Source organism: Winslowiella arboricola (assembly GCF_025527015.1).
In the GTDB taxonomy this organism is placed as follows: Bacteria; Pseudomonadota; Gammaproteobacteria; order Enterobacterales; family Enterobacteriaceae; genus Erwinia; species Erwinia arboricola.
Genome location: NZ_JAODIM010000043.1, coordinates 358,329 through 376,854, shown reverse-complemented (window position 1 = coordinate 376,854; position 18,526 = coordinate 358,329). Strand labels below are relative to the sequence as shown.

Here is an 18,526-nt window from a genome sequence, read left to right as displayed (position 1 = left end):
CATATGCATATTAATAAACTTACCCCTCTGATTATCAGCAGCCTGCTGCTGACGGCGCACAGCTATGCGGCCGAAACCACAGCAAACAGTGATCACGAAGAGACGCTGCTGGTCACCGCCAGTAAACAGTCACCCCTTTCCGCTTCGGCACGTAACGTCTCCTCGGTAAAAGTCAGCGCGCCAGAATTAAGCGACGCCAATGTTACCCGCACCGATCAGCTTCCACGCGTGTTGCCGGGCCTGACCATGGGCGACAGCGGCAGCCTGCTGTTCCAGTCGGTATCACTGCGCGGCATCTCATCAGCGCAGGATTTCTACAACCCGGCCACCACGCTGTATATCGATGGCGTGCCACAACTCTCCACCTATGCGGTGCAGAATCTGGGGGATGTGGAGAGCGTCGAGATGCTGCGTGGCCCGCAGGGTACGCTGTACGGCAAAAGCGCTCAGGGCGGCATTATCAATATCGTCACGCAGAAACCGGACAGCACCGCGCGTGGCTATGTTGAAGGCGGTATCAGCAGCCGCGACAGCTATCGCAGCAAGATCAATCTGAGCGGTCCGATTCAGGACGGCTTACTGTATGGTAGCGCCACCCTGTTGCGTGATGTGAATAACGGCGCGATGACCAATCCGGCCACCGGTTCAGATAAACTGGGCGGTTCACGTAATAACCTCGGCACAGTACGACTACGTCTGGCACCAGACCAGCAACCATGGGAAGCCAATGTGGCGGTCACCGAGGAGTGCACCCACGCGACGCAGGATACTTACGTGCCTTTTGCTGATGTGAAAAGTCGTACGCTGGATATCAGCGCGGGCGGCGGCGATCCTTACTTGCGCCGCTGCACGCACAGCCAGTCGCTGACCGGCCTCTATCATACCGATAACTGGGTATTTAGCGCGATGAGCGCCTGGCAGCAACAGAGTTTCAGCCGTCAGTTCCCCTACAGCGGCTATGACGCTAACTTTGCCGAGCGCTGGAATCAGGATGTGCAGGAGCTGCGTGCGGCCACCCAGGGCGCGAATCATCCGGTGGATATGGTGTCTGGCGTATATCGCCAGAATACCCGTCAGAAACTCGGCTCTTCCTATCAATATGCCGGTACCCCTCTGACGGCGGTGAACGCTAATACGACGGCGGAAACCCTTGCGGCTTACAGCGATCTGACCTGGCATGTTACCGATCAGTTTGATCTCGGCGGCGGTCTGCGTTATTCCCATGATAAAGCCAGCAGCGGTTATAACGGCGACAGTATGGGCTTTAAAGCGGGCGGCAACGGCAATACCCGTGACGATCAGGTGTTAGGCCAGATATCAGCCGGTTACCAGTTTACGCCGGCATTGCGTGTTTACAGCCGTATTGCCCAGGGTTACAAACCCACCGGCTATAACTTCGCGCCCACTAATGGGGTTTCGGTTACGCCATACGATGCCGAGAAATCGATCAGTTATGAGGTGGGCACCCGCTATGAACAAGGCGCCAATCAATTGCAGGGGGCGGTATTCCACACCCATACTAAAAATCTGCAACTCTATTCCGGCCCGGTGGGTTACCAGACTATCAGCAACGCTGGCGCCGCCGATGCCAGCGGCATCGAGCTGAGCAACCGCTGGCAGTTTAGCGAAGGCTGGTCATGGAATATCAACGGTAATTACGTGCGCTCGACGTTCGCCAGCGACAGCGAGCTGTATCAGGATAAACGCGTACCCTTTGTACCGCGTTACGGCGCAGGCACCAGCGTAACCGGCACCATCGATACCGCATGGGGCGCGCTGATGCCGCGACTGGCGCTGAATGTGGTCGGCCCGCACTACTTTGATGGCGACAATACTCTGCGCCAGGGCAGCTACACCACTAGCGATCTGCGTGTCGGCTGGCAGGCCACTGACCGCATCAATATTGCGGCTTATATCGATAATATGTTTGACCGTCGCTATCGCACCTATGGTTTTGTCAGCGGTGCCAGCGCGCTGGCGCAAGTCAATGCTGGCCGCACTGCCGGTGTCGATGTGCGCGTCGACCTGTTCTGAAAATAATGCAGACACCCTCGGGCGTGGATACTGGTGACGGTATCTGCGCTTTTTTCTGCGATTGATATCCCCACGGCTCTACTGTTTAACGCATCTGGTAGAAGATACACGCAGTCTTATTAACCATCAGGGGTACAGAGTGTCTGGTGCCATCAGTCATCCCCAGATAGCGATCAAATACCGGAAGTTCATTGGTGGATGGAACGGTATAATTCAGGTTGGTGTATATATTGAGTTCCTGGACTGAGCAGACTCTGCGAGCATGAGCAAAAATGCCCCATTTACTGAGCGCTGACACCGTCGAAGGACTTATCGCGAATAATACTTTTTCAATAAGGTTAATTTTTTCCCTAATGGAATCAATTGCTGTACGGGTGTCCACTGATTTAGATTTAATCCAGATACAATCGTGATGAAAAAGACGGTTACGATACTCTCTGAGTTCATTTATCAGGTTAATAATTTCTTTGCGGGCTTTCGTCGGATTATTATTGATTACATCAAGCCGGCGAAATGTTTTTGACAGAGATAATGGCCATAGGAATTCACTTTTAAGGTTTTTTATATCGGTATTATAGGCATCGACCAAAATAGCCTCCCATGTATGTAAATCAGCAGAAGCGACAATGTCGTCGTGAGTAAAGGCAGGTGCTTTAATCCTGACAGAATTTGTAAGCCCGGGTTGTATCCTTTCACTTCTCTTCCATCTTTTTTTTAGCTTATTTTTTGCCTTGTTTATATTTCCAATGAAATTATCAGCGTTCTCTTTGGTTTTGTCGTACAGAATTTTATCCCACCAGTAATCGCCAAAGCGGCTTCTTGCCGCATTATCAATCGAGTTTCTGAGTACCAGCTCCAGTTGCTGTACCAGCGGATAAAGCGCGGCCGCAGCATGTTGCAACCAGATACTGAATCCATATTTTTCTATATCACTGTGTAGATCAAATATGACAGGGACAGAAGCAAGCCGTGCAGTAGAGAGCAATGACATAACGGGAGGGTAATTTATACTCTTTGGCATGATATCTTCCTTATTACCAGCCGGTGAAGAGAAACAAAATTTCATCATCAGACGTTGACGATTTCGCCAGCCTGCGTTAATCTTCCTGAGCAACGTTGGCCAGTACCGGATTCTTCCCCCATGTTGCATGGGTTCTAGTGATGGTACATAAAGGCAAAAGTTTTGGATACCCCGGCTCTGCTGGGGTTTTCTTTTTTCAGGATTAGAAAAGATATTTTATCTTATTTCACCCCAATATCTGACCCTTTTTATACCTGTGATTTCATTCCTTTCCGCACTCTCCCTTCCGTCTTCGTTTATATTTCCCATCCCATAGCCCGCTAAAGATTATTTCCAGAAATCATTAGCACATTTCCTTGCTTCTCTCCGTCCGCATCTGGTCAGAAGATAACTCAACAGCTCAGACTCGTTGATAATAAAGGAATTCACCATGCACACTCTTTTTCGTCTGAATGCGCTTCAGCGTTCGCTGGCCTCAGGCGCACTTTTCCTGTCGCTCGCCGGGGTCAATACCGTGTATGCCGCAGATGCGGCAGTGAAAGGCGGCACGCTGATCTATCTGGAACAGCAGGCGCATACTAACCTCTATCCGCCCGCCGGTGGTTTTTATCCCAACGGCGGCTTGCTTAATCAGATTACCGATAAGCTGACCTGGCAGAACCCGAAAACTCTGCAGGTGGAACCGTGGATTGCCGAGAGCTGGAGCACCAACGCCGATAAAACCGAGTACACCTTTAAACTGCGTCCGGGCGTCACCTTCTCCGACGGTACGCCGCTGGATGCCAATGCGGTGGCAAAAAACTTTGATACCTATGGACTCGGTAATAAGCAGAACCGTCTGCCGGTTTCGGAAGTGATTAACAATTATCAGCGCAGCGAAGTTATCGATCCGCTGACGGTGAAGTTCTATTTTAAAAAATCGTCACCGGGCTTTTTACAGGGCACCGCCACTATTGGCTCCGGTCTGGTATCACTCAGCACACTGGCGCGCAGCTTTGATGCCCTTGGCGATGCCCGCCATATTATCGGCTCCGGTCCGTTTGTGGTGAAAGATGAGAAGCTGGGACGCGAAGTCGATCTGGTCGCGCGTAAAGATTACCAGTGGGGACCGAAGAACCTTACACAGCAGGGTCCGGCCAACCTTGATGGCATCAAAATTATCGTTACGCCAGAAGATAGCGTGCGTATTGGCGCGCTGCTGGCCGGTCAGGCGGATGTGATTCGTCAGGTGCAGGCTTATGATGAAAAGCAGGCCAGCGACCAGAAATTCCCGATTTATGCGGCCCCGACGCGCGGCATAAACGACAGCATCAGTTTCCGCCCGGATAATCCGCTGGTCGCTGATATTAACGTGCGCCAGGCGCTGCTGCACGCCACCTATGCGCGTCAGGTGGTCGATACCCTGTTCTCCCCTAACTATCCGCAGGCGACCTCGGTAGTGGCGAAATCCGCCGCGGGTTATGTTGATTTATCCGACAAGCTGAAATATGACCCGGAATACGCGAAGCAACTGCTGGATAAAGCGGGCTGGAAAGCGGGCAGCGACGGTATCCGCCAGAAAGAGGGCCAGCGTCTGGTGCTGAATATTTATGAATCCCTGCCGCAGCCGCAAAACAAAGAGGTGTTACAGCTGATCGCCCAGCAGTGGAAACAGGTTGGCGTCGCTCTGACGGTGCGCGCCGGTGATGCCGGCAGCAAAACTCTCGACAGCCTCGACCCAATTAAAACCCCGCTTACCGTGTCGGAAGTCGGTCGTGCTGACCCGGATGTCATCAAAAGCCAGTTCTACCCTGCCAACCGCGACGCACTACTGCAAAAAGGCGGCTCCAGCGACAAGGTGCAAAACTTTCGGGACGACAAGCTGAACCAGCTGCTGGTCGATATCTCGGCCGCCACCGATCCGCAGCAGCGTCTGAAACTGGCCGGTGATGCGCAACGCTATCTGCTGGATAACGCCTATGTGATCCCGATATTTGAAGAACCGCAGGTGTTTGCCGCCGCGCCCTGGCTGAAAGGCATTAATTTTGAAGCCGTTGGACGTCCGAGTTTCTACGGCGCCTGGCTGGAAAAACACTAGGCCTGAGGAGAAACGATGAAACGCTATCTTACACAGCGTGTCGGTCAGGCCCTGCTGGTACTGTGGGCGGCGTTTAGCGTCTCCTTTGTGCTGTTGCAGGTGCTGCCCGGCGATGCGATTCTGATTAAATTCCAGAATCCCGATCTGGGTCTTAGCCCGGCGCAGATTGCCGAAATGCGTGAGGCCTATGGGGTCGACAGCCCCATCTGGCAGCAGTATCTGCACACCCTGCTGGCGATGCTGCGCGGTGACTTTGGCTATTCAGTGCAGGCAGGCGTGCCGGTCAGCGAACTGATTGCCAGTAATTTCCCCGATACTTTACGCCTCGCGCTGCCCGGTTTTGCGCTGGCGGTGCTGATTGCCGCGGTGCTGGCTTTTGCCTCTAATCTGGTGGGCTTCCGCTGGCTGAAAAATGCCCTGCAAAGCCTGCCGTCGCTGTTTATCTCGATTCCCACTTTCTGGCTGGGTATCGCGCTGATTCAGCTGTTCTCCTTCCAGCTGCGCTGGATCCCGGTGATTAACCCTGGCCCGCTGCAGGGTCTGATCCTGCCGATTATTACGCTGGCGGTGCCGATTTCCGCACCGCTGGCGCAAATTCTGATCCGCAGTCTGGATCAGGTGCAAACCCAGCCCTTTGTCGCCGTCGCACGTGCCAAAGGCGCCAGCTACAGCGGTGTGTTATGGCGTCATGTCACGCTGAATGCGTTGCTGCCGGTATTAACCGTCGCCGGTTTGCTGCTGGGTGAATTGATCGCCGGTGCGCTGATTACCGAAACCGTATTCGGCCTTAGCGGCCTCGGGCAGCTGACCCAGCAGGCGGTAAATAATCAGGATGTGGCGGTGTTACAGGCGATTGTGATGATTTCGGCAACAGGTTTTGTCGTCATCAACCTGCTGGTTGACCTGATTACCCCACTGCTGGATCCACGGCTGCAAACCTGGAGCGGAGTGACATCATGAGCCTTGTTGATCATCTGAGTCGCGCTAAAACCACGCCAGTGCGCCGTTCGCCAGGTTATCGCTGGCAGGCTGGCGCGCTGCTTGCCTGGCTGGTGTTGCTGACGGCGATTCTCGCCGCCATTGCACCGGGACTGTTTACCAGCTTCAGCGCCACCGAAGGTATCGCCGGGGCGCAGCGCCTTGCGCCGCAGGCCGGACACTGGCTTGGCACCGATCAGCTGGGACGCGACCTCTATGCCCGTATTGTCTATGGCGCTTCGCACTCGCTCTCCGGCGCGCTGGTTGCGGTCGCGCTGGGTCTGGTGATTGGCACGCTGCTGGGCGTGCTGGCTGGCGCCACCGGTGGCAAAACCGAAAGCGTAGTGATGCGGATTATCGATGTGCTGCTGTCAATTCCAGGCCTGCTGCTGTCGCTTAGCGTGATTATTCTGCTGGGTTTTGGCACCGTCAATGCAGCGATTGCCGTTGGTATCACGTCGGTCGCCAACTTTGCCCGCCTGGCGCGCGCCGAAGTGGTGCGGGTGCGACACAGCGATTATGTTGAAGCGGCTTATGGCAGCGGCGGCACCTTCTTCGCGGTGTTATGGCGGCATATTCTGCCCAACTCGCTGACTTCGGTAATCGCTTTCTCCGCGCTGCAGTTTGGTAATGCCATTCTGGCGCTGTCGACCCTTAGCTTTCTCGGTTATGGCACCCCGCCGCCAACCCCGGAATGGGGACTGTTAATCGCTGAGGGACGTAATTACATCTCAACCGCCTGGTGGCTGACCACCTTTCCTGGTCTGGTGGTGATCGCCGTGGTATTAGCGGCCAACCGTGTCAGCCGTCAATTTTCAGGAGCACGCCGATGAGTACTGCAACCCCACCGCCGCTACTGGCACTGGAAAATCTCAGCTTAAGCTACCGTCGCGGTCATCAGCAGCATCAGGTGGTGCATAACGTCTCATTCCAGCTTCAGGCGGGCGAAATGCTGGCGTTAGTCGGTGAATCTGGTTCTGGTAAAACCACCACCGCGCAGGCGATTATCGGTCTGTTGCCGGAGAATGGCGTACGCGAATCCGGCCGTATTCTGCTTAATGGCGTCGATATCAGCGACTGGTCGCAGCGGCGACTGGATAGCCTGCGTGGCGCCAGCATCAGTCTGATTCCGCAGGATCCGGGCAGTTCGCTAAATCCGGTTAAAACCATTGGTGAACAGGTAGCGGAAATCCTGACGCTGCATCAGCGCCTCAGCCGCAGCGAACGCGACCAGCGGGTTATCGCCCTGTTAACCCGCGTGGGATTAAGCCATCCGCAGCAGCGCGCGCAGCAATATCCGCATCAGTTATCAGGCGGCATGAAGCAGCGGGTGCTGATCGCCATTGCCATTGCACTGCAACCGGCATTAATTATTGCTGATGAGCCGACCAGCGCGCTGGATGTGACGGTGCAAAAACGCATTCTCGATTTGATCGATGAACTGCGTCAGGAGTCTGGCACCGCGGTGCTGTTTGTCACTCACGACCTTGCGCTGGCCGCACAGCGCGCCGATCGGCTGCTGGTGTTTCGTGACGGTGAAATTCAGGAACAGGGCGACACTCAGACGGTGATCAACGCACCGGCCAGTTCCTATACCCGCCAGCTGTTTGCCGATCTCAGCTCACTGGCGCCGCCCACCGTAATCAGTACAGCGGCACGCTTCTCGTCACCGGCGATTACAGTGCGCAATCTCAGCAAAACCTTCGCTCTGGGCAATCGCCATGCGGCGCAGCTGCGCGCGCTGGACGATATCTCCTTCAGCGTCACACGCGGTACCACCCATGCGCTGGTCGGCGAGTCCGGTTCCGGTAAAACCACTCTTGCGCGTATTTTGCTCGGTTTTCAGCGTGCTGACAGCGGCCAGCTGCTGCTCGACGATATCGATGTCACTGAACTGCGCGGCGAAGCGCTGCGCCAGCTGCGGCAAAAAATTCAGCTGGTGTATCAGAACCCCTTTGCTTCACTCGATCCGACACAAACCCTGTTCGATATTATCGCCGAGCCGCTGCTGAACTTTGCGCCACTGAGTAAAGCTGAGCGCCAGCAGCGGGTTGAGGAAGTGACGCAACGCGTCGCCCTGCCGCTGACGCTGCTGACACGCAAAGCGCGCGAGCTGTCCGGCGGTCAGCGTCAGCGCGTGGCGATAGCCCGGGCGCTGGTGTTACAGCCCGATATTCTGGTGCTGGACGAAGCGACCTCGGCGCTCGACGTTACGGTGCAGGCGCAGATCCTCGGTCTGCTGCAACAGCTACAACAACAGCTGGGGCTGACCTATCTGTTTATTTCACATGATCTCGCCACCGTGCGCCGTATCGCACACACCGTGACCGTCCTGCGCGCCGGTCAGGTAGTCGATCAGGGCGATGTCGCTACCCTGTTCAGCCAGCCTGCCAGCGACTATACGCAGGAGCTGATTAACGCCATTCCTTTACTTGCCGAACCACAGAAGGAGTTCGCATGAGCCAGAAACGCTTAGGCTTCTTTACCCGCTTGCTGGATAAAACCGGGCCACAACAGCGCTATCGTCTGGCGCTGGAACAGATTCAACATGCCGAACGTCACGGGTTTGATACCGCGTGGATCGCCCAGCACCATTTCCATGAAAATGAAGGCGGCCTGCCTTCGCCGCTGGTGTTTCTGGCGTATGCGGCGGCGCAAACTCGCCGTATCCGTCTTGGCACCGCGATTATTACCCTGCCGCTGGAGAATGCGCTGCGCGTCGCCGAAGATGCGGCAGTGCTCGATTTACTGGCGCAGGGACGGCTGGAGATTGGCCTCGGTTCCGGCGGCACGCCGAGCTCATTTCTGCCTTTTGGCCTCAATATTGACGAACGCGGGCCGGTATTCGCTGAACATCTGCAGCGGCTGCTGGATGCGTGGAACGGCGATACCTTAGGTCATGCCGATAACCGTCTTTATCCACCGGCGCCACAACTGGCTTCGCGGGTGTGGATCGCCACCTTTTCGGTTGAAGGCGCCGCACGCGCGGGCAAGGCGGGGCAAGGCCTGATGCTGTCCCGCACGCAACCGCGTCCACAGGGTCAGCCGCGGCTGCCGCTGGATGCCATTCAGAATCCGATGATCGATGCCTATCTGGCGGCGTTGCCGCCGGACGTGGCGCCGCGCATTCTCGCCTCACGCACCGCTTTTGTCAGCGACAGCCGTCAGCAGGCACGTACGCTGGCGCTGCCGGGATTAAGCGCGCAGGCGCAGAACCATCGCGCGGCGGGCCATCAGGTGGAGGGTGATACGCTGGATGACTATATTGCCGCTTTTGATGTGCATCTCGGTACGCCGCAGGAGGTCAGCGCATCGCTGGCGACGGACAGCACGTTGTTGCGTGCCACCGATATCTCCTTCCAGGTGCACTCCATCGATCCCCCGCATCAGGAGATCCTGCGTTCGATCGAACTGATTGCCAGTGAAGTAGCCCCCACTCTTGGCTGGAGTGCTTCACTCCCGGCCGTTGCACAAGGAACACCTGCATGACTCAGACTACCGATTTACTCGCCGGACTGGCCGAAATCGATCCCGCTTCGGCGCTGGCCGCCGCCCGTGAGCAGCGTGAGGCTGCCACGACGCACAGCCAGGGCAGTTATCTCGCGCTGTTCAGCGAGGATGATGCTGATTTCCCGCGTGATGAACGTTTTATTCTCGCCGCGCAGGTCGCGCTCTGGCATCAGGACAGCATCCTCAGCGCGCATTATGCGCAGCAAGCGGGTAACACGCCGCCGGGCGAGCGTCTGCAACTGGCGCTGGATCATGCCGAACGGCTGACCTTTCAGCCGGTAACCGCTACCGCTGCCCATCTGGGCGCGCTGCAACAGGCGGGCTGGACGCTGAGTGCTATCGTGACACTGTCACAACTGGTCGCTTTTGTCAGCTTCCAGAGCCGCGTATTGCATGGCCTGCGTTTACTGGCCGACCGGCCGGTGGCCGCGCATGGCAACCCGGCAGTCACCGCTGGCGTCTGGCATACCCAGCCATTCAGCCACAGTGGGAAAACCGCGCCGGTGGCCTTTACTCAGCGCGAACTGGAGTGGGAACCGTGGATTGCCGCCAAACCGCTGGCCGAATTTGATCCGCAGCAGCAGCAGACGCTGGCGCGCTTCGGCCACAGCGATTCCGATTACTTCCGCCTGCTGGCACGCAATCTGCCACTGCTTGAACAGCGAACCCTGACCGATAAAGGCATCTTCTTTACCTCCGGCGGCCTGCCGCGCGCCGAGCGGGAGCTGGCCGCCACTGTCGCCAGCAAAGTCAATGGCTGCATCTACTGCGCCTCGGTGCATGCGCGTAAAGCCGCGCAACTGTCAAAACAGCCGGAGATCATTCAGCAGCTGCTGGATGTCGCGCCTGGCAAAGTGCTGAGTGAACACCAGTCGCCGCGCTGGCAGGCTGAAATCGAGTTTGCGGCGGCGATCTCCGCCACCCCGACCAGTGCCGCGCCGCAGCATATACAGGCGTTGCGCGATCAGGGTTTAAGTGAGCTGGAACTGCTCGATTTATTACAGTCCACGGCCTTTTTTGCCTGGGCCAACCGCCTGATGCTGACACTGGGCGAACCCTATATCGCAGAGGAGAAAACACTATGAGCCAGTTAACCCCGGTAGTCGACCATGTGGTGATTAACGTTGCCGATCGGCTGGATGAAGCCAGTGAACTGTTTCGCCGTCTGGGTTTTCAGCTCAGCGAACGCGGTCACCATTCGCTGGGATCCAGTAACCATCTGGCGATTTTTGGCGAGAACTATCTGGAGCTGCTTGGCTATGAGCCGGAGCGCGGCAACGTGCGCCAGGAGTTATGGCAGTCTCCGCTCGGCCTGAGCGGACTGGTATGGAAAACCCAGGATGCCGACGCCGTGTTCCGGCACCTGCAACAGCAGCAGCTGGCGGGCGATCCCCCGGCATCATTCTTCCGGCCGGTTACGCTACCGGATGGCAGTGAGCAGCAGGCGCGCTTTCGCACCACCCGACTGCGCGCCGATAGCGTGCCGAATGGCCGCAGCTTTTTCTGCCAGCATCTGACGCCGGAAGCGGTATGGCAGCCCGCCTGGCAAGTGCATCGCAATGGCGTCACCAATATCACTGAATTTGTGATTGCCGCGGATCATCCGGCGGCAGCGGCGGAAGTGTATGGCCAGCTGTTTACCGCCGCGCAGATTGTCGCTGCGGAAAACGGCAGCCTGCAATTACAGGCGGGAGAAACGCGCGTCCGCTTTATTAGCGGCGATCAGGCGCGCAGCGAGCTGGGCGATTTGCCGCAGGATTATGATGGTACGCCGCGCATGGTGGCGCTGGGCTTCCACACCACTTCACTGGATCAGGTGAGACAGAGTCTGCTGGCGGGAAATATTCGCTTTAGCGAGCAGCCACAGCGCATTGCCGTCAGCGCCGCTGATGGCTTTAATCTGGCTCTGGTGTTTCGTGGTTAAACGGTAATGGGTGATTAAGGGGCGGCGAGAACGCCGCCCCTACAAAAATTCACAGGCTTATGTAGGGGATCCGTTTTCGGCCCCCGTAATAACCAATGCCACATTCGCTATGGTGCAAATCCGCGTCACCGGCGCCGGGAAACTAACGCTCTCTCATAGCCTTCAACTGGTGCCTCCATGCGCTGACGCGCATAAGGAAATGGGGTTCCGTCTGCAGCTTGTCATTCTTTTAGCAGGGCCTGACGACGCATTTGTTGATATGATCGCGGTAAATTCAGGAAGAAAGAAGCATCATATGGATAATGAAAGCAGATCGTGTTAACCATGTTATCAGTTAAGATGGCACCGACGTTCTGGATGTCATAGACGTTCTGGATGTCATATAAAAATCTACGGAAATGGATTAATGCAGATGGATTCTGATGAAGGTATGAAAATTATTTTGTCCCCAGTACAACTTGCGGCACTTTTATCTGATCAAAGCGTCAGCGAGGGAGAAAGCATGAGCAACCGGCTTTACGGTGGTCTGGGAATTGCTGGAGGAATTGTCGAGATGTTTGGGGCTGGCGCAATGTGCGTTGTACCCGAACCAACAATGCTGACTAAAGCCGGGTGCGTGATTGTAGGCACACACAGTCTTGACACCTTACAAGCCTCACTCCGTCAGGTCTGGACCGGGCGCGATACCCGCAGTGACACGTATAACTCCGCGGTCTCACTGGCCGAGTCTCTTGGGGCAGACAAGAAAACGGCAATGAAAGTAGGATTTACGGTCGATCTGGCGATCCCAGTTGCTTTCTCATTCGCAATTGGTGCCGAGCGAGTTGTTGCGATCAGAAGTGGCCGGATAAAGCTGTTGACGCATGAAGCCCCTTCCGGAAGCAGGGTGGCTGGTCATACCATTGATAAACACGTTGGTAAAACGACAGAAGAGTTATTTGCCCGACTGGAATCGTCCCCACGTCTTATGCAGTCGAGTAGTTTTATATCCACACAGGATGCAGAAATCCTTATTTCGAAGGTACTGAGGAACAATAAGAATCAAATTGCTATTTTGGCTAAAAATGTCCCCTCCGGACAAAATCTTAAAATGGTATTTAATGGGAGTTTTGGCAGAAAGACTGGTATTTCAGTCAGTAGGGGTTCCAGAAAAGCTCAGGATTGTTATAAGATTCGGGTAATTCTGAAATTTGAATACTGGCATGGAAAGCCATATTTCCTCCTGACATCTTTTCCAATGGTTTAGCTATGAAAAATATAAATACGTTCGGGCTGGACAGTCTGATAGCAATTTATTTTGGACAAGATTACGATTTGTTTGGTAGCGGTGAAAGTGTCAGCGCTCAGATTGACGCCTGGATTGCTGACACGCCGGTTGCCTTCAGAGAAGGAATGATTGGTGATATAGACCAGTTTTATCAGGAATGTGACAATTTCGATCAAGATTTTCAGGCACGATATGGTGATGATTTTTCGACTGAATTGTGGGAGACGACGCCGGGCGATTTCCTTGAATTACTCAGGGAAAAAGTAAAAGCATCGCTACCTGACCCATCGTGAGAGCGCGCACAGTTTAAAGCATACTAAAATGAAGCCCCGAAAGGGGCTTTTAGTTTTTAGCGATAGCCCGCCACCGCGATATCGCTGTTCAGCCAGCCGTTTTGCTGCTCCAGCTGACGGGCATAGTTCAGCAAAGCATTGCGATCAACCTTGTTGGTACCCGCCCACGGCAACTCACTGACAAAAGCGATGCGGCGCGGATGCTGATAAGCGGGTGCCAGCCGCAGCGCATGCTGTTTCAGCTCTTCGACACTCAGCTGGCTGCCCGGCTGCAACACCACAAAGGCCACCGGCACCTGACTGCGCTCTTCATCCGGCAGCGGCACCACACACACCTGGCGCACCAGCGGATGCGCTTCCAGTGTTTTCTCTACTTCGACCGGATAAATATTCTCGCCGGAGCAGACAAACATATCGTCAGCGCGACCAACAAAGTAGTAGAACCCCTGCTCATCGCGGCGCATCACATCGCCACTGTTGTACCAGCCATGCTCCAGCACCTGAGCGCTCTTTGCCGCCAGGCGATGGTAACCCGGCGTCACCGCCGGATTACGCATCCGCAGCACGCCGCTGAGCGGCGCGTCATCGCCGATTAATTCCACCTCACCCTGCGCCAGCGGATAGCCGAGCGCCAGCGGTGGCGTCGGGATACCTTGCGGATGTGGACCAAATACCGCCGGACCGGCTTCGGTAGTGCCGTAGCCGTGGCTGATCTGAATCGCCGGGAACGCGGTTTTGATACGGTCCAGCAGCGCCAGCGTCATCGGCGCGGAACCGAGCATCACTTTTCTGAGCGCGCTAAAGTCATACTGCGCCAGTAAACCCGGATCACGCAGCAGACGGGCAAACATGGTCGGTACGGCGGTGACGATATTAATGCGGTAGTCCGACAGCGCGCGCAGATAGCTGTCAATATTGAACGCTGGCAGCACCACCAGTAAACCATTGGCGGCAAATACCCGTTTGGTCAGAAACAGACCATTCATATGGAACAGCGGCTGCGCCACCAGATAACGATCCTGTGCGCCATCAACCTCGACGCCGCCAAAGCGGGTGGCTTCCAGCGCCCAGCGCTGTCCGGCATGGGTTAATGGCACCCCTTTTGGCCGCCCGGTCGAGCCGGAGGTATACAGCATCATCGCCAGTTCGTTCGCCTGCGGTTCGACGCTGGCAAAGTCCTGCGGCTGAATCCGTTGCGCAAAGCCGCCGGCATCGGTCTGATCAAAATTGATCAGCGGCACCACTCCGGCCAGTAATGCCTGGCGTTCATGATCGACAAAGGCGAGCTGGATGCTGGCATCGGCAATAAAATAGTGCAGCGTATCCACCGGCACTTTGATATTCAGCGGAACCGCCACCAGCCCGGCACGCATAATGCCAAAGTAAGTGGCGATATATTCCGCCCGGTTCAGTGAGGCAATCGCGATGCTGCTGCCACGCGGATAGCCCTGCTGTTGCAGGTAATGCGCCACCCCGCCCGCCAGCTGGTCAATTTGCTGATGCGTGTAGCTGCGCGGCTGCGCCGGATTCAGCAGGTCAATAATCGCCGGGCGATCCAGCGGTAAACGCCGGTCAATCAGATCGCCAAGGTTAATCTGTGGTGTTGTCATGGTGTTGCTCCGAATTCAGCTCAGGTGAAAGTGACAGGCCACCTGTCGCTCAGATGTAACAGGGGTTAAGGGCGGACGTTGCTGGCGACAGATAGCCTGCGCATGGGGGCAACGAGTATGGAATGCACAGCCGTCAGGCGGTGAAAGCGGGCTGGGTAGCTCGCCCTGCAACAGCGGCTGCATGCGCGGCTGGCGCGGATCGGCAACCGGCGCCGCCGCCAGCAATGCGCGGGTATACGGGTGCGCCGGTTGCCGCCAGATATCGGCGGTCGGCCCGCTCTCGACAATGCGTCCGAGATACATCACCAGCACCCGATGAGCGAGATACTCCACCACCGATAAATCGTGGGAGATAAACAGATACGCCACGCCCATACGCTGCTGGATATCACGCATCAGATTGATCACCTGCGCGCGCACCGACACATCCAGCGCTGATACCGGTTCATCACAGATCACCACCTGCGGCTCCAGCGCCAGCGCGCGGGCAATGCCGATCCGCTGACGCTGACCGCCGGAAAATTCGTGCGGGTAGCGTTGTGCCGCTGACGCCGGTAAGCCAACCTGTTCCAGCAGTTGCGCCACCCGCGGCTCAATTTCGGCGCGCTTCCAGCCCGCCACCTGCAACGGACGGGCAATACTGGTGCCCACCCGCTGACGTGGATTAAGCGATCCCTGCGGATCCTGAAACATCATCTGTACCTGGCGACGAAACGGCAGCAGCTGTTTACCGCTGAGTTCGCTGACATTGCGCCCCTCGAGATGAATTTCCCCTTCGGCCGGAATCAGTCGCATCAGCGCTTTACCCAGCGTCGATTTACCGCATCCCGATTCACCCACCAGCCCAACGGTTTCCCCGGCATTAAGCGCCAGATTGATGCCTGACAGGGCAAACACCTCGCCGTCGGCGCTGGGATAGCGCACTGTCAGCTCACGCGCTTCAAGTAATCTGCTCATAAATATCCTCCGGCCGCAGCGACACGCGGTAGCGGTTGTACCTGCTGCTGCGCGACAAAACAGGCGGCGATATGCTGCGGATAGAGACTGACCAGCTGCGGCTGCTGCTGGCGGCACTGTGGCTGGGCCAGCGGACAGCGATCGTGAAAGGCGCAGCCCGGCGGCAATTCCGCCAGCTGCGGTACGCGCCCAGGAATATCAATCAGTCGCTCGCCCGGTCGTCCGGAGGTTGGCGTCGCGCGCAGTAAGCCCTGGGTGTAGGGATGTTGCGGCTGGTCGAACAGCGGCAACACCGGCGCTTCTTCCACTTTTCTGCCGGCATACATCACCGCCACCCGCTGCGCCATCGCCGCTACAACGCCAAGGTCGTGGGTGATAAGCATCAGCGCCATGCCACTCTGTTGCTGCAACTCGCGCAACAGCGCGAGGATTTGCGCCTGGATGGTGACATCCAGCGCGGTGGTGGGCTCGTCGGCTATCAGCAGCACCGGCTCGCAGGCAATCGCCATCGCAATCATCACGCGCTGCGACATGCCGCCCGACAGACGATGCGGATACTCACGCATGCGCCGCACCGGGTCCGGGATATGCACGCGCTTTAGCAGTTCTACGGCGCGATCCCAGGCCGCCTGCCGCCCGAGTCCGAGATGCAGACGCAGCACCTCAGTGAGCTGCTGGCCAACGGTTTTCACCGGATTCAGTGAACTCATCGGATCCTGAAATATCATCGAAATACGCCGTCCGCGCAGCCGCTGCCACTCACGCTCGCGCAGGTTGACGAGGTTTTGTCCTTCAAACAGGATCTCACCGCCGGTAATGCTGGCCACCGGATCAGGCAACAGCCCCATTAGCGCCAGCGCGGTAAGCGATTTGCCACAACCTGACTCGCCGACGACCGCGAGGGTTTCACCGGGCCAGATCGACAGAGACAGGGAATTCAGCGCCGTCACCCGTGAATGGCGGCTGCGCAGCTCAACGTTAAGCTGCTGTACTTCCAGCAAAGGCTTCATCCGCGCTCCCTCAGTTTCGGGTTAAGGGCATCATTCAGGCCGTCGCCAATCAGATTCAGCGCCAGAACCGCCAGCATAATCGCCACGCCGGGGATGGCGCAGATATACCAGGATGAGCGGATCAGCGTGCGTCCTTCACCGACCAGTCGTCCCCAGCTGGCAAGATTGGGATCGCCAAGACCAAGAAACGAGATCACCGATTCATACAGAATGGCGCCAGCCACCACCAGCGAGGCCAGCACAATCACCGGCGGCAGCACGTTGGGCAGAATTTCGCTGATCACCGTGCGACTGTTACTCATACCGCAAGCGCGACAGGCCAGCACAAATTCACGCTGTTTAAAGGATAAAAACTCAGCGCGGGTTAAGCGGGCGATGGGCTGCCAGGAAACAAGACCGACCGCAATAATGATATTGACCATCTGCGGCCCGAGCACCGAGACAATGGTCAGCACAAACACTACGTTAGGGATAATCTGGAACAGTTCAGCGATACGCATCAGCAGCTCATCCACCCAGCCGCCAAACCAGGCGGCACAGGCGCCGACGGTGACGCCGAGCGTAGTGGCGGCAACGCTGGCCACCACTCCAATCAGCAGGGTGGCGCGCGCGCCATGCACAATCAGCGCGGCAATATCACGTCCCAGTGAATCGGTGCCCAGCGGATAGTGGCTGTCGGTAAAGGGCCAGATCTCCGGCATCGCCACAATCCGTAACGGATCGGTGGGATAGAGCCAGCCGGCGCTTAGCGCGGCAATAACAATCAGCAGAATAATCAGCGCGCCAATAACCGCGCCGCTATGACGGGAAAAACGGCGTAACCCGGCAAACAGGTCACGCGACGATTTCCCCTGACTAACAGGGATAACCGACATGTTTAGTTCCTTATGCGCGGATCGAGACGGGAGTAGATCACATCCACCACAATATTGGTCAGGATCACCAGTAACGAACTCAGCACCAGTACTCCCAGCACCACCGGATAGTTGCGACTCATCACGCTGTCGAACAGCACCTGACCAATGCCCGGCCAGCTGAATACCGCTTCAATCACTATGCTGCCGCCCAGTACCGTGCCCAGCTGCAAACCGAGCAGCGTCACCACCGGCAACAGCGCATTGCGCAGCGTATGGCCGATAATCACCTGTGCGCGTCCCAGCCCCTTAGCGCGGGCGGTGCGGACAAAGTCCATCTGCCACACTTCCAGCATTGAAGCGCGCATCACGCGGGCATAGGTCGCGGCATAGAACAGCCCTAACGCCAGCGCGGGCAGCACCAGATGATGCAGAATATCCAGCGCCCGCCCCCATGGCGTTAAGTTGCTGCCAATGGTTTCCATCCCTCCCACCGGGAACCAGCCCAGTTTGACGGCAAACAGAATGATCATCATGATCCCCAGCCAGAAACTGGGAGCGGCAAAACAGAGCACCGCCAGCGCCGAGATCAGCGTGTCCCAGACACTGTTGACTTTAATCGCCGCCAGCACACCAGCACTGACGCCAACCATCACCGCCAGCGCAATGCTGGCCAGCATCAGAATCAGCGTGGCGGGCAGATGCGCCAGAATCACATCCAGCACCGGCATGTTCTGGCGGTATGAGAAGCCGAGATCGAGCCGCAACACCGAGCCGAGATAATTCAGCAACTGCATCAGCGCGGACTGGTCGAGGCCATACAGCTGACGTAAGCGTTCAATCATCGCTGGATCGGTCACCTGCTGTTCCGCGCTCATCACATCCAGCAGACTGCCCGGCACCGATTTAATCAGGGCAAAGTTGATAATGATCACCCCAAACATCAGCGGGATCCCCTGCAATAAACGTCGAATAATCAAACGCAGCATGG

At 56.8% G+C, this 18,526-nt stretch carries 16 protein-coding genes; 10 read left to right on the top strand and 6 right to left on the bottom strand.

Annotation, left to right across the window (positions count from 1 at the left end; genetic code table 11):
• Positions 1 to 3: 3 nt before the first annotated feature.
• Positions 4 to 2,034, top strand: coding sequence for a TonB-dependent siderophore receptor (locus tag N5923_RS19320; RefSeq protein ID WP_267144748.1), 2,031 nt, complete (start codon positions 4 to 6; stop codon positions 2,032 to 2,034).
• Between the two features lie 85 nt (positions 2,035 to 2,119).
• Here N5923_RS19320 and N5923_RS19315 read toward each other — a convergent pair whose 3' ends face one another.
• The gene (locus N5923_RS19315; protein WP_267144749.1) at positions 2,120 to 3,055 is read right to left on the bottom strand and encodes a CAAX protease; all 936 of its coding nucleotides are present in this window, start codon (positions 3,053 to 3,055) and stop codon (positions 2,120 to 2,122) included.
• A gap of 430 nt (positions 3,056 to 3,485) precedes the next feature.
• On the opposite strand from N5923_RS19315, the gene N5923_RS19310 reads away from it, so the two are divergent.
• From N5923_RS19310 to N5923_RS19270, 9 genes are all read left to right on the top strand, one after another.
• The gene (locus N5923_RS19310) at positions 3,486 to 5,132 is read left to right on the top strand and encodes a TIGR04028 family ABC transporter substrate-binding protein (RefSeq protein ID WP_267144750.1); all 1,647 of its coding nucleotides are present in this window, start codon (positions 3,486 to 3,488) and stop codon (positions 5,130 to 5,132) included.
• A 15-nt stretch (positions 5,133 to 5,147) separates the two neighbouring features.
• Complete coding sequence (locus tag N5923_RS19305; protein WP_267144751.1) at positions 5,148 to 6,092, top strand: ABC transporter permease; 945 nt, start codon at positions 5,148 to 5,150, stop codon at positions 6,090 to 6,092.
• Positions 6,089 to 6,943, top strand: coding sequence for an ABC transporter permease (locus tag N5923_RS19300; RefSeq protein WP_267144752.1), 855 nt, complete (start codon positions 6,089 to 6,091; stop codon positions 6,941 to 6,943). The genes N5923_RS19305 and N5923_RS19300 overlap by 4 nt, the downstream gene beginning before the upstream one ends.
• Entirely contained in the window at positions 6,940 to 8,571 is a 1,632-nt protein-coding gene (locus N5923_RS19295; protein WP_267144753.1) for a dipeptide ABC transporter ATP-binding protein, read from the top strand. The genes N5923_RS19300 and N5923_RS19295 overlap by 4 nt, the downstream gene beginning before the upstream one ends.
• Complete coding sequence (locus N5923_RS19290; protein WP_267144754.1) at positions 8,568 to 9,599, top strand: putative FMN-dependent luciferase-like monooxygenase; 1,032 nt, start codon at positions 8,568 to 8,570, stop codon at positions 9,597 to 9,599. Before N5923_RS19295 ends, N5923_RS19290 begins: the two co-directional genes overlap by 4 nt.
• Positions 9,596 to 10,705 (top strand): alkylhydroperoxidase domain protein, encoded by a 1,110-nt coding sequence (locus tag N5923_RS19285; protein WP_267144755.1) that lies wholly within the window; start codon positions 9,596 to 9,598, stop codon positions 10,703 to 10,705. Before N5923_RS19290 ends, N5923_RS19285 begins: the two co-directional genes overlap by 4 nt.
• Positions 10,702 to 11,544 carry a VOC family protein gene (locus N5923_RS19280; RefSeq protein ID WP_267144756.1) on the top strand — a complete coding sequence of 281 codons (843 nt, stop codon included), beginning with the start codon at positions 10,702 to 10,704 and terminating at the stop codon, positions 11,542 to 11,544. Before N5923_RS19285 ends, N5923_RS19280 begins: the two co-directional genes overlap by 4 nt.
• A 412-nt stretch (positions 11,545 to 11,956) precedes the next feature.
• The gene (locus tag N5923_RS19275) at positions 11,957 to 12,790 is read left to right on the top strand and encodes an RNase A-like domain-containing protein (RefSeq protein ID WP_267144757.1); all 834 of its coding nucleotides are present in this window, start codon (positions 11,957 to 11,959) and stop codon (positions 12,788 to 12,790) included.
• Between the two features lie 2 nt (positions 12,791 to 12,792).
• Positions 12,793 to 13,104, top strand: coding sequence for a contact-dependent growth inhibition system immunity protein (locus N5923_RS19270; RefSeq protein ID WP_267144758.1), 312 nt, complete (start codon positions 12,793 to 12,795; stop codon positions 13,102 to 13,104).
• 56 nt (positions 13,105 to 13,160) lie between these two features.
• Here the strand turns inward: N5923_RS19270 and N5923_RS19265 are convergent, their stop codons facing one another.
• From N5923_RS19265 to N5923_RS19245, 5 genes are read right to left on the bottom strand one after another with little or no spacing between them, the layout of a single operon-like run.
• Complete coding sequence (locus N5923_RS19265) at positions 13,161 to 14,714, bottom strand: class I adenylate-forming enzyme family protein (protein WP_267144759.1); 1,554 nt, start codon at positions 14,712 to 14,714, stop codon at positions 13,161 to 13,163.
• Between the two features lie 15 nt (positions 14,715 to 14,729).
• On the bottom strand, positions 14,730 to 15,671 hold the full coding sequence (locus N5923_RS19260) for an ABC transporter ATP-binding protein (protein WP_267144760.1): 942 nt from the start codon (positions 15,669 to 15,671) through the stop codon (positions 14,730 to 14,732).
• Complete coding sequence (locus N5923_RS19255; RefSeq protein WP_267144761.1) at positions 15,668 to 16,681, bottom strand: ABC transporter ATP-binding protein; 1,014 nt, start codon at positions 16,679 to 16,681, stop codon at positions 15,668 to 15,670. Before N5923_RS19255 ends, N5923_RS19260 begins: the two co-directional genes overlap by 4 nt.
• Positions 16,678 to 17,556, bottom strand: a complete 879-nt coding sequence (locus N5923_RS19250) for an ABC transporter permease (RefSeq protein ID WP_267144762.1) — start codon at positions 17,554 to 17,556, stop codon at positions 16,678 to 16,680. The genes N5923_RS19255 and N5923_RS19250 overlap by 4 nt, the downstream gene beginning before the upstream one ends.
• A gap of 2 nt (positions 17,557 to 17,558) precedes the next feature.
• A complete protein-coding gene (locus tag N5923_RS19245) occupies positions 17,559 to 18,524 on the bottom strand; it encodes an ABC transporter permease (RefSeq protein ID WP_267144763.1) in 966 nt (321 codons plus the stop codon).
• Positions 18,525 to 18,526: the final 2 nt, after the last annotated feature.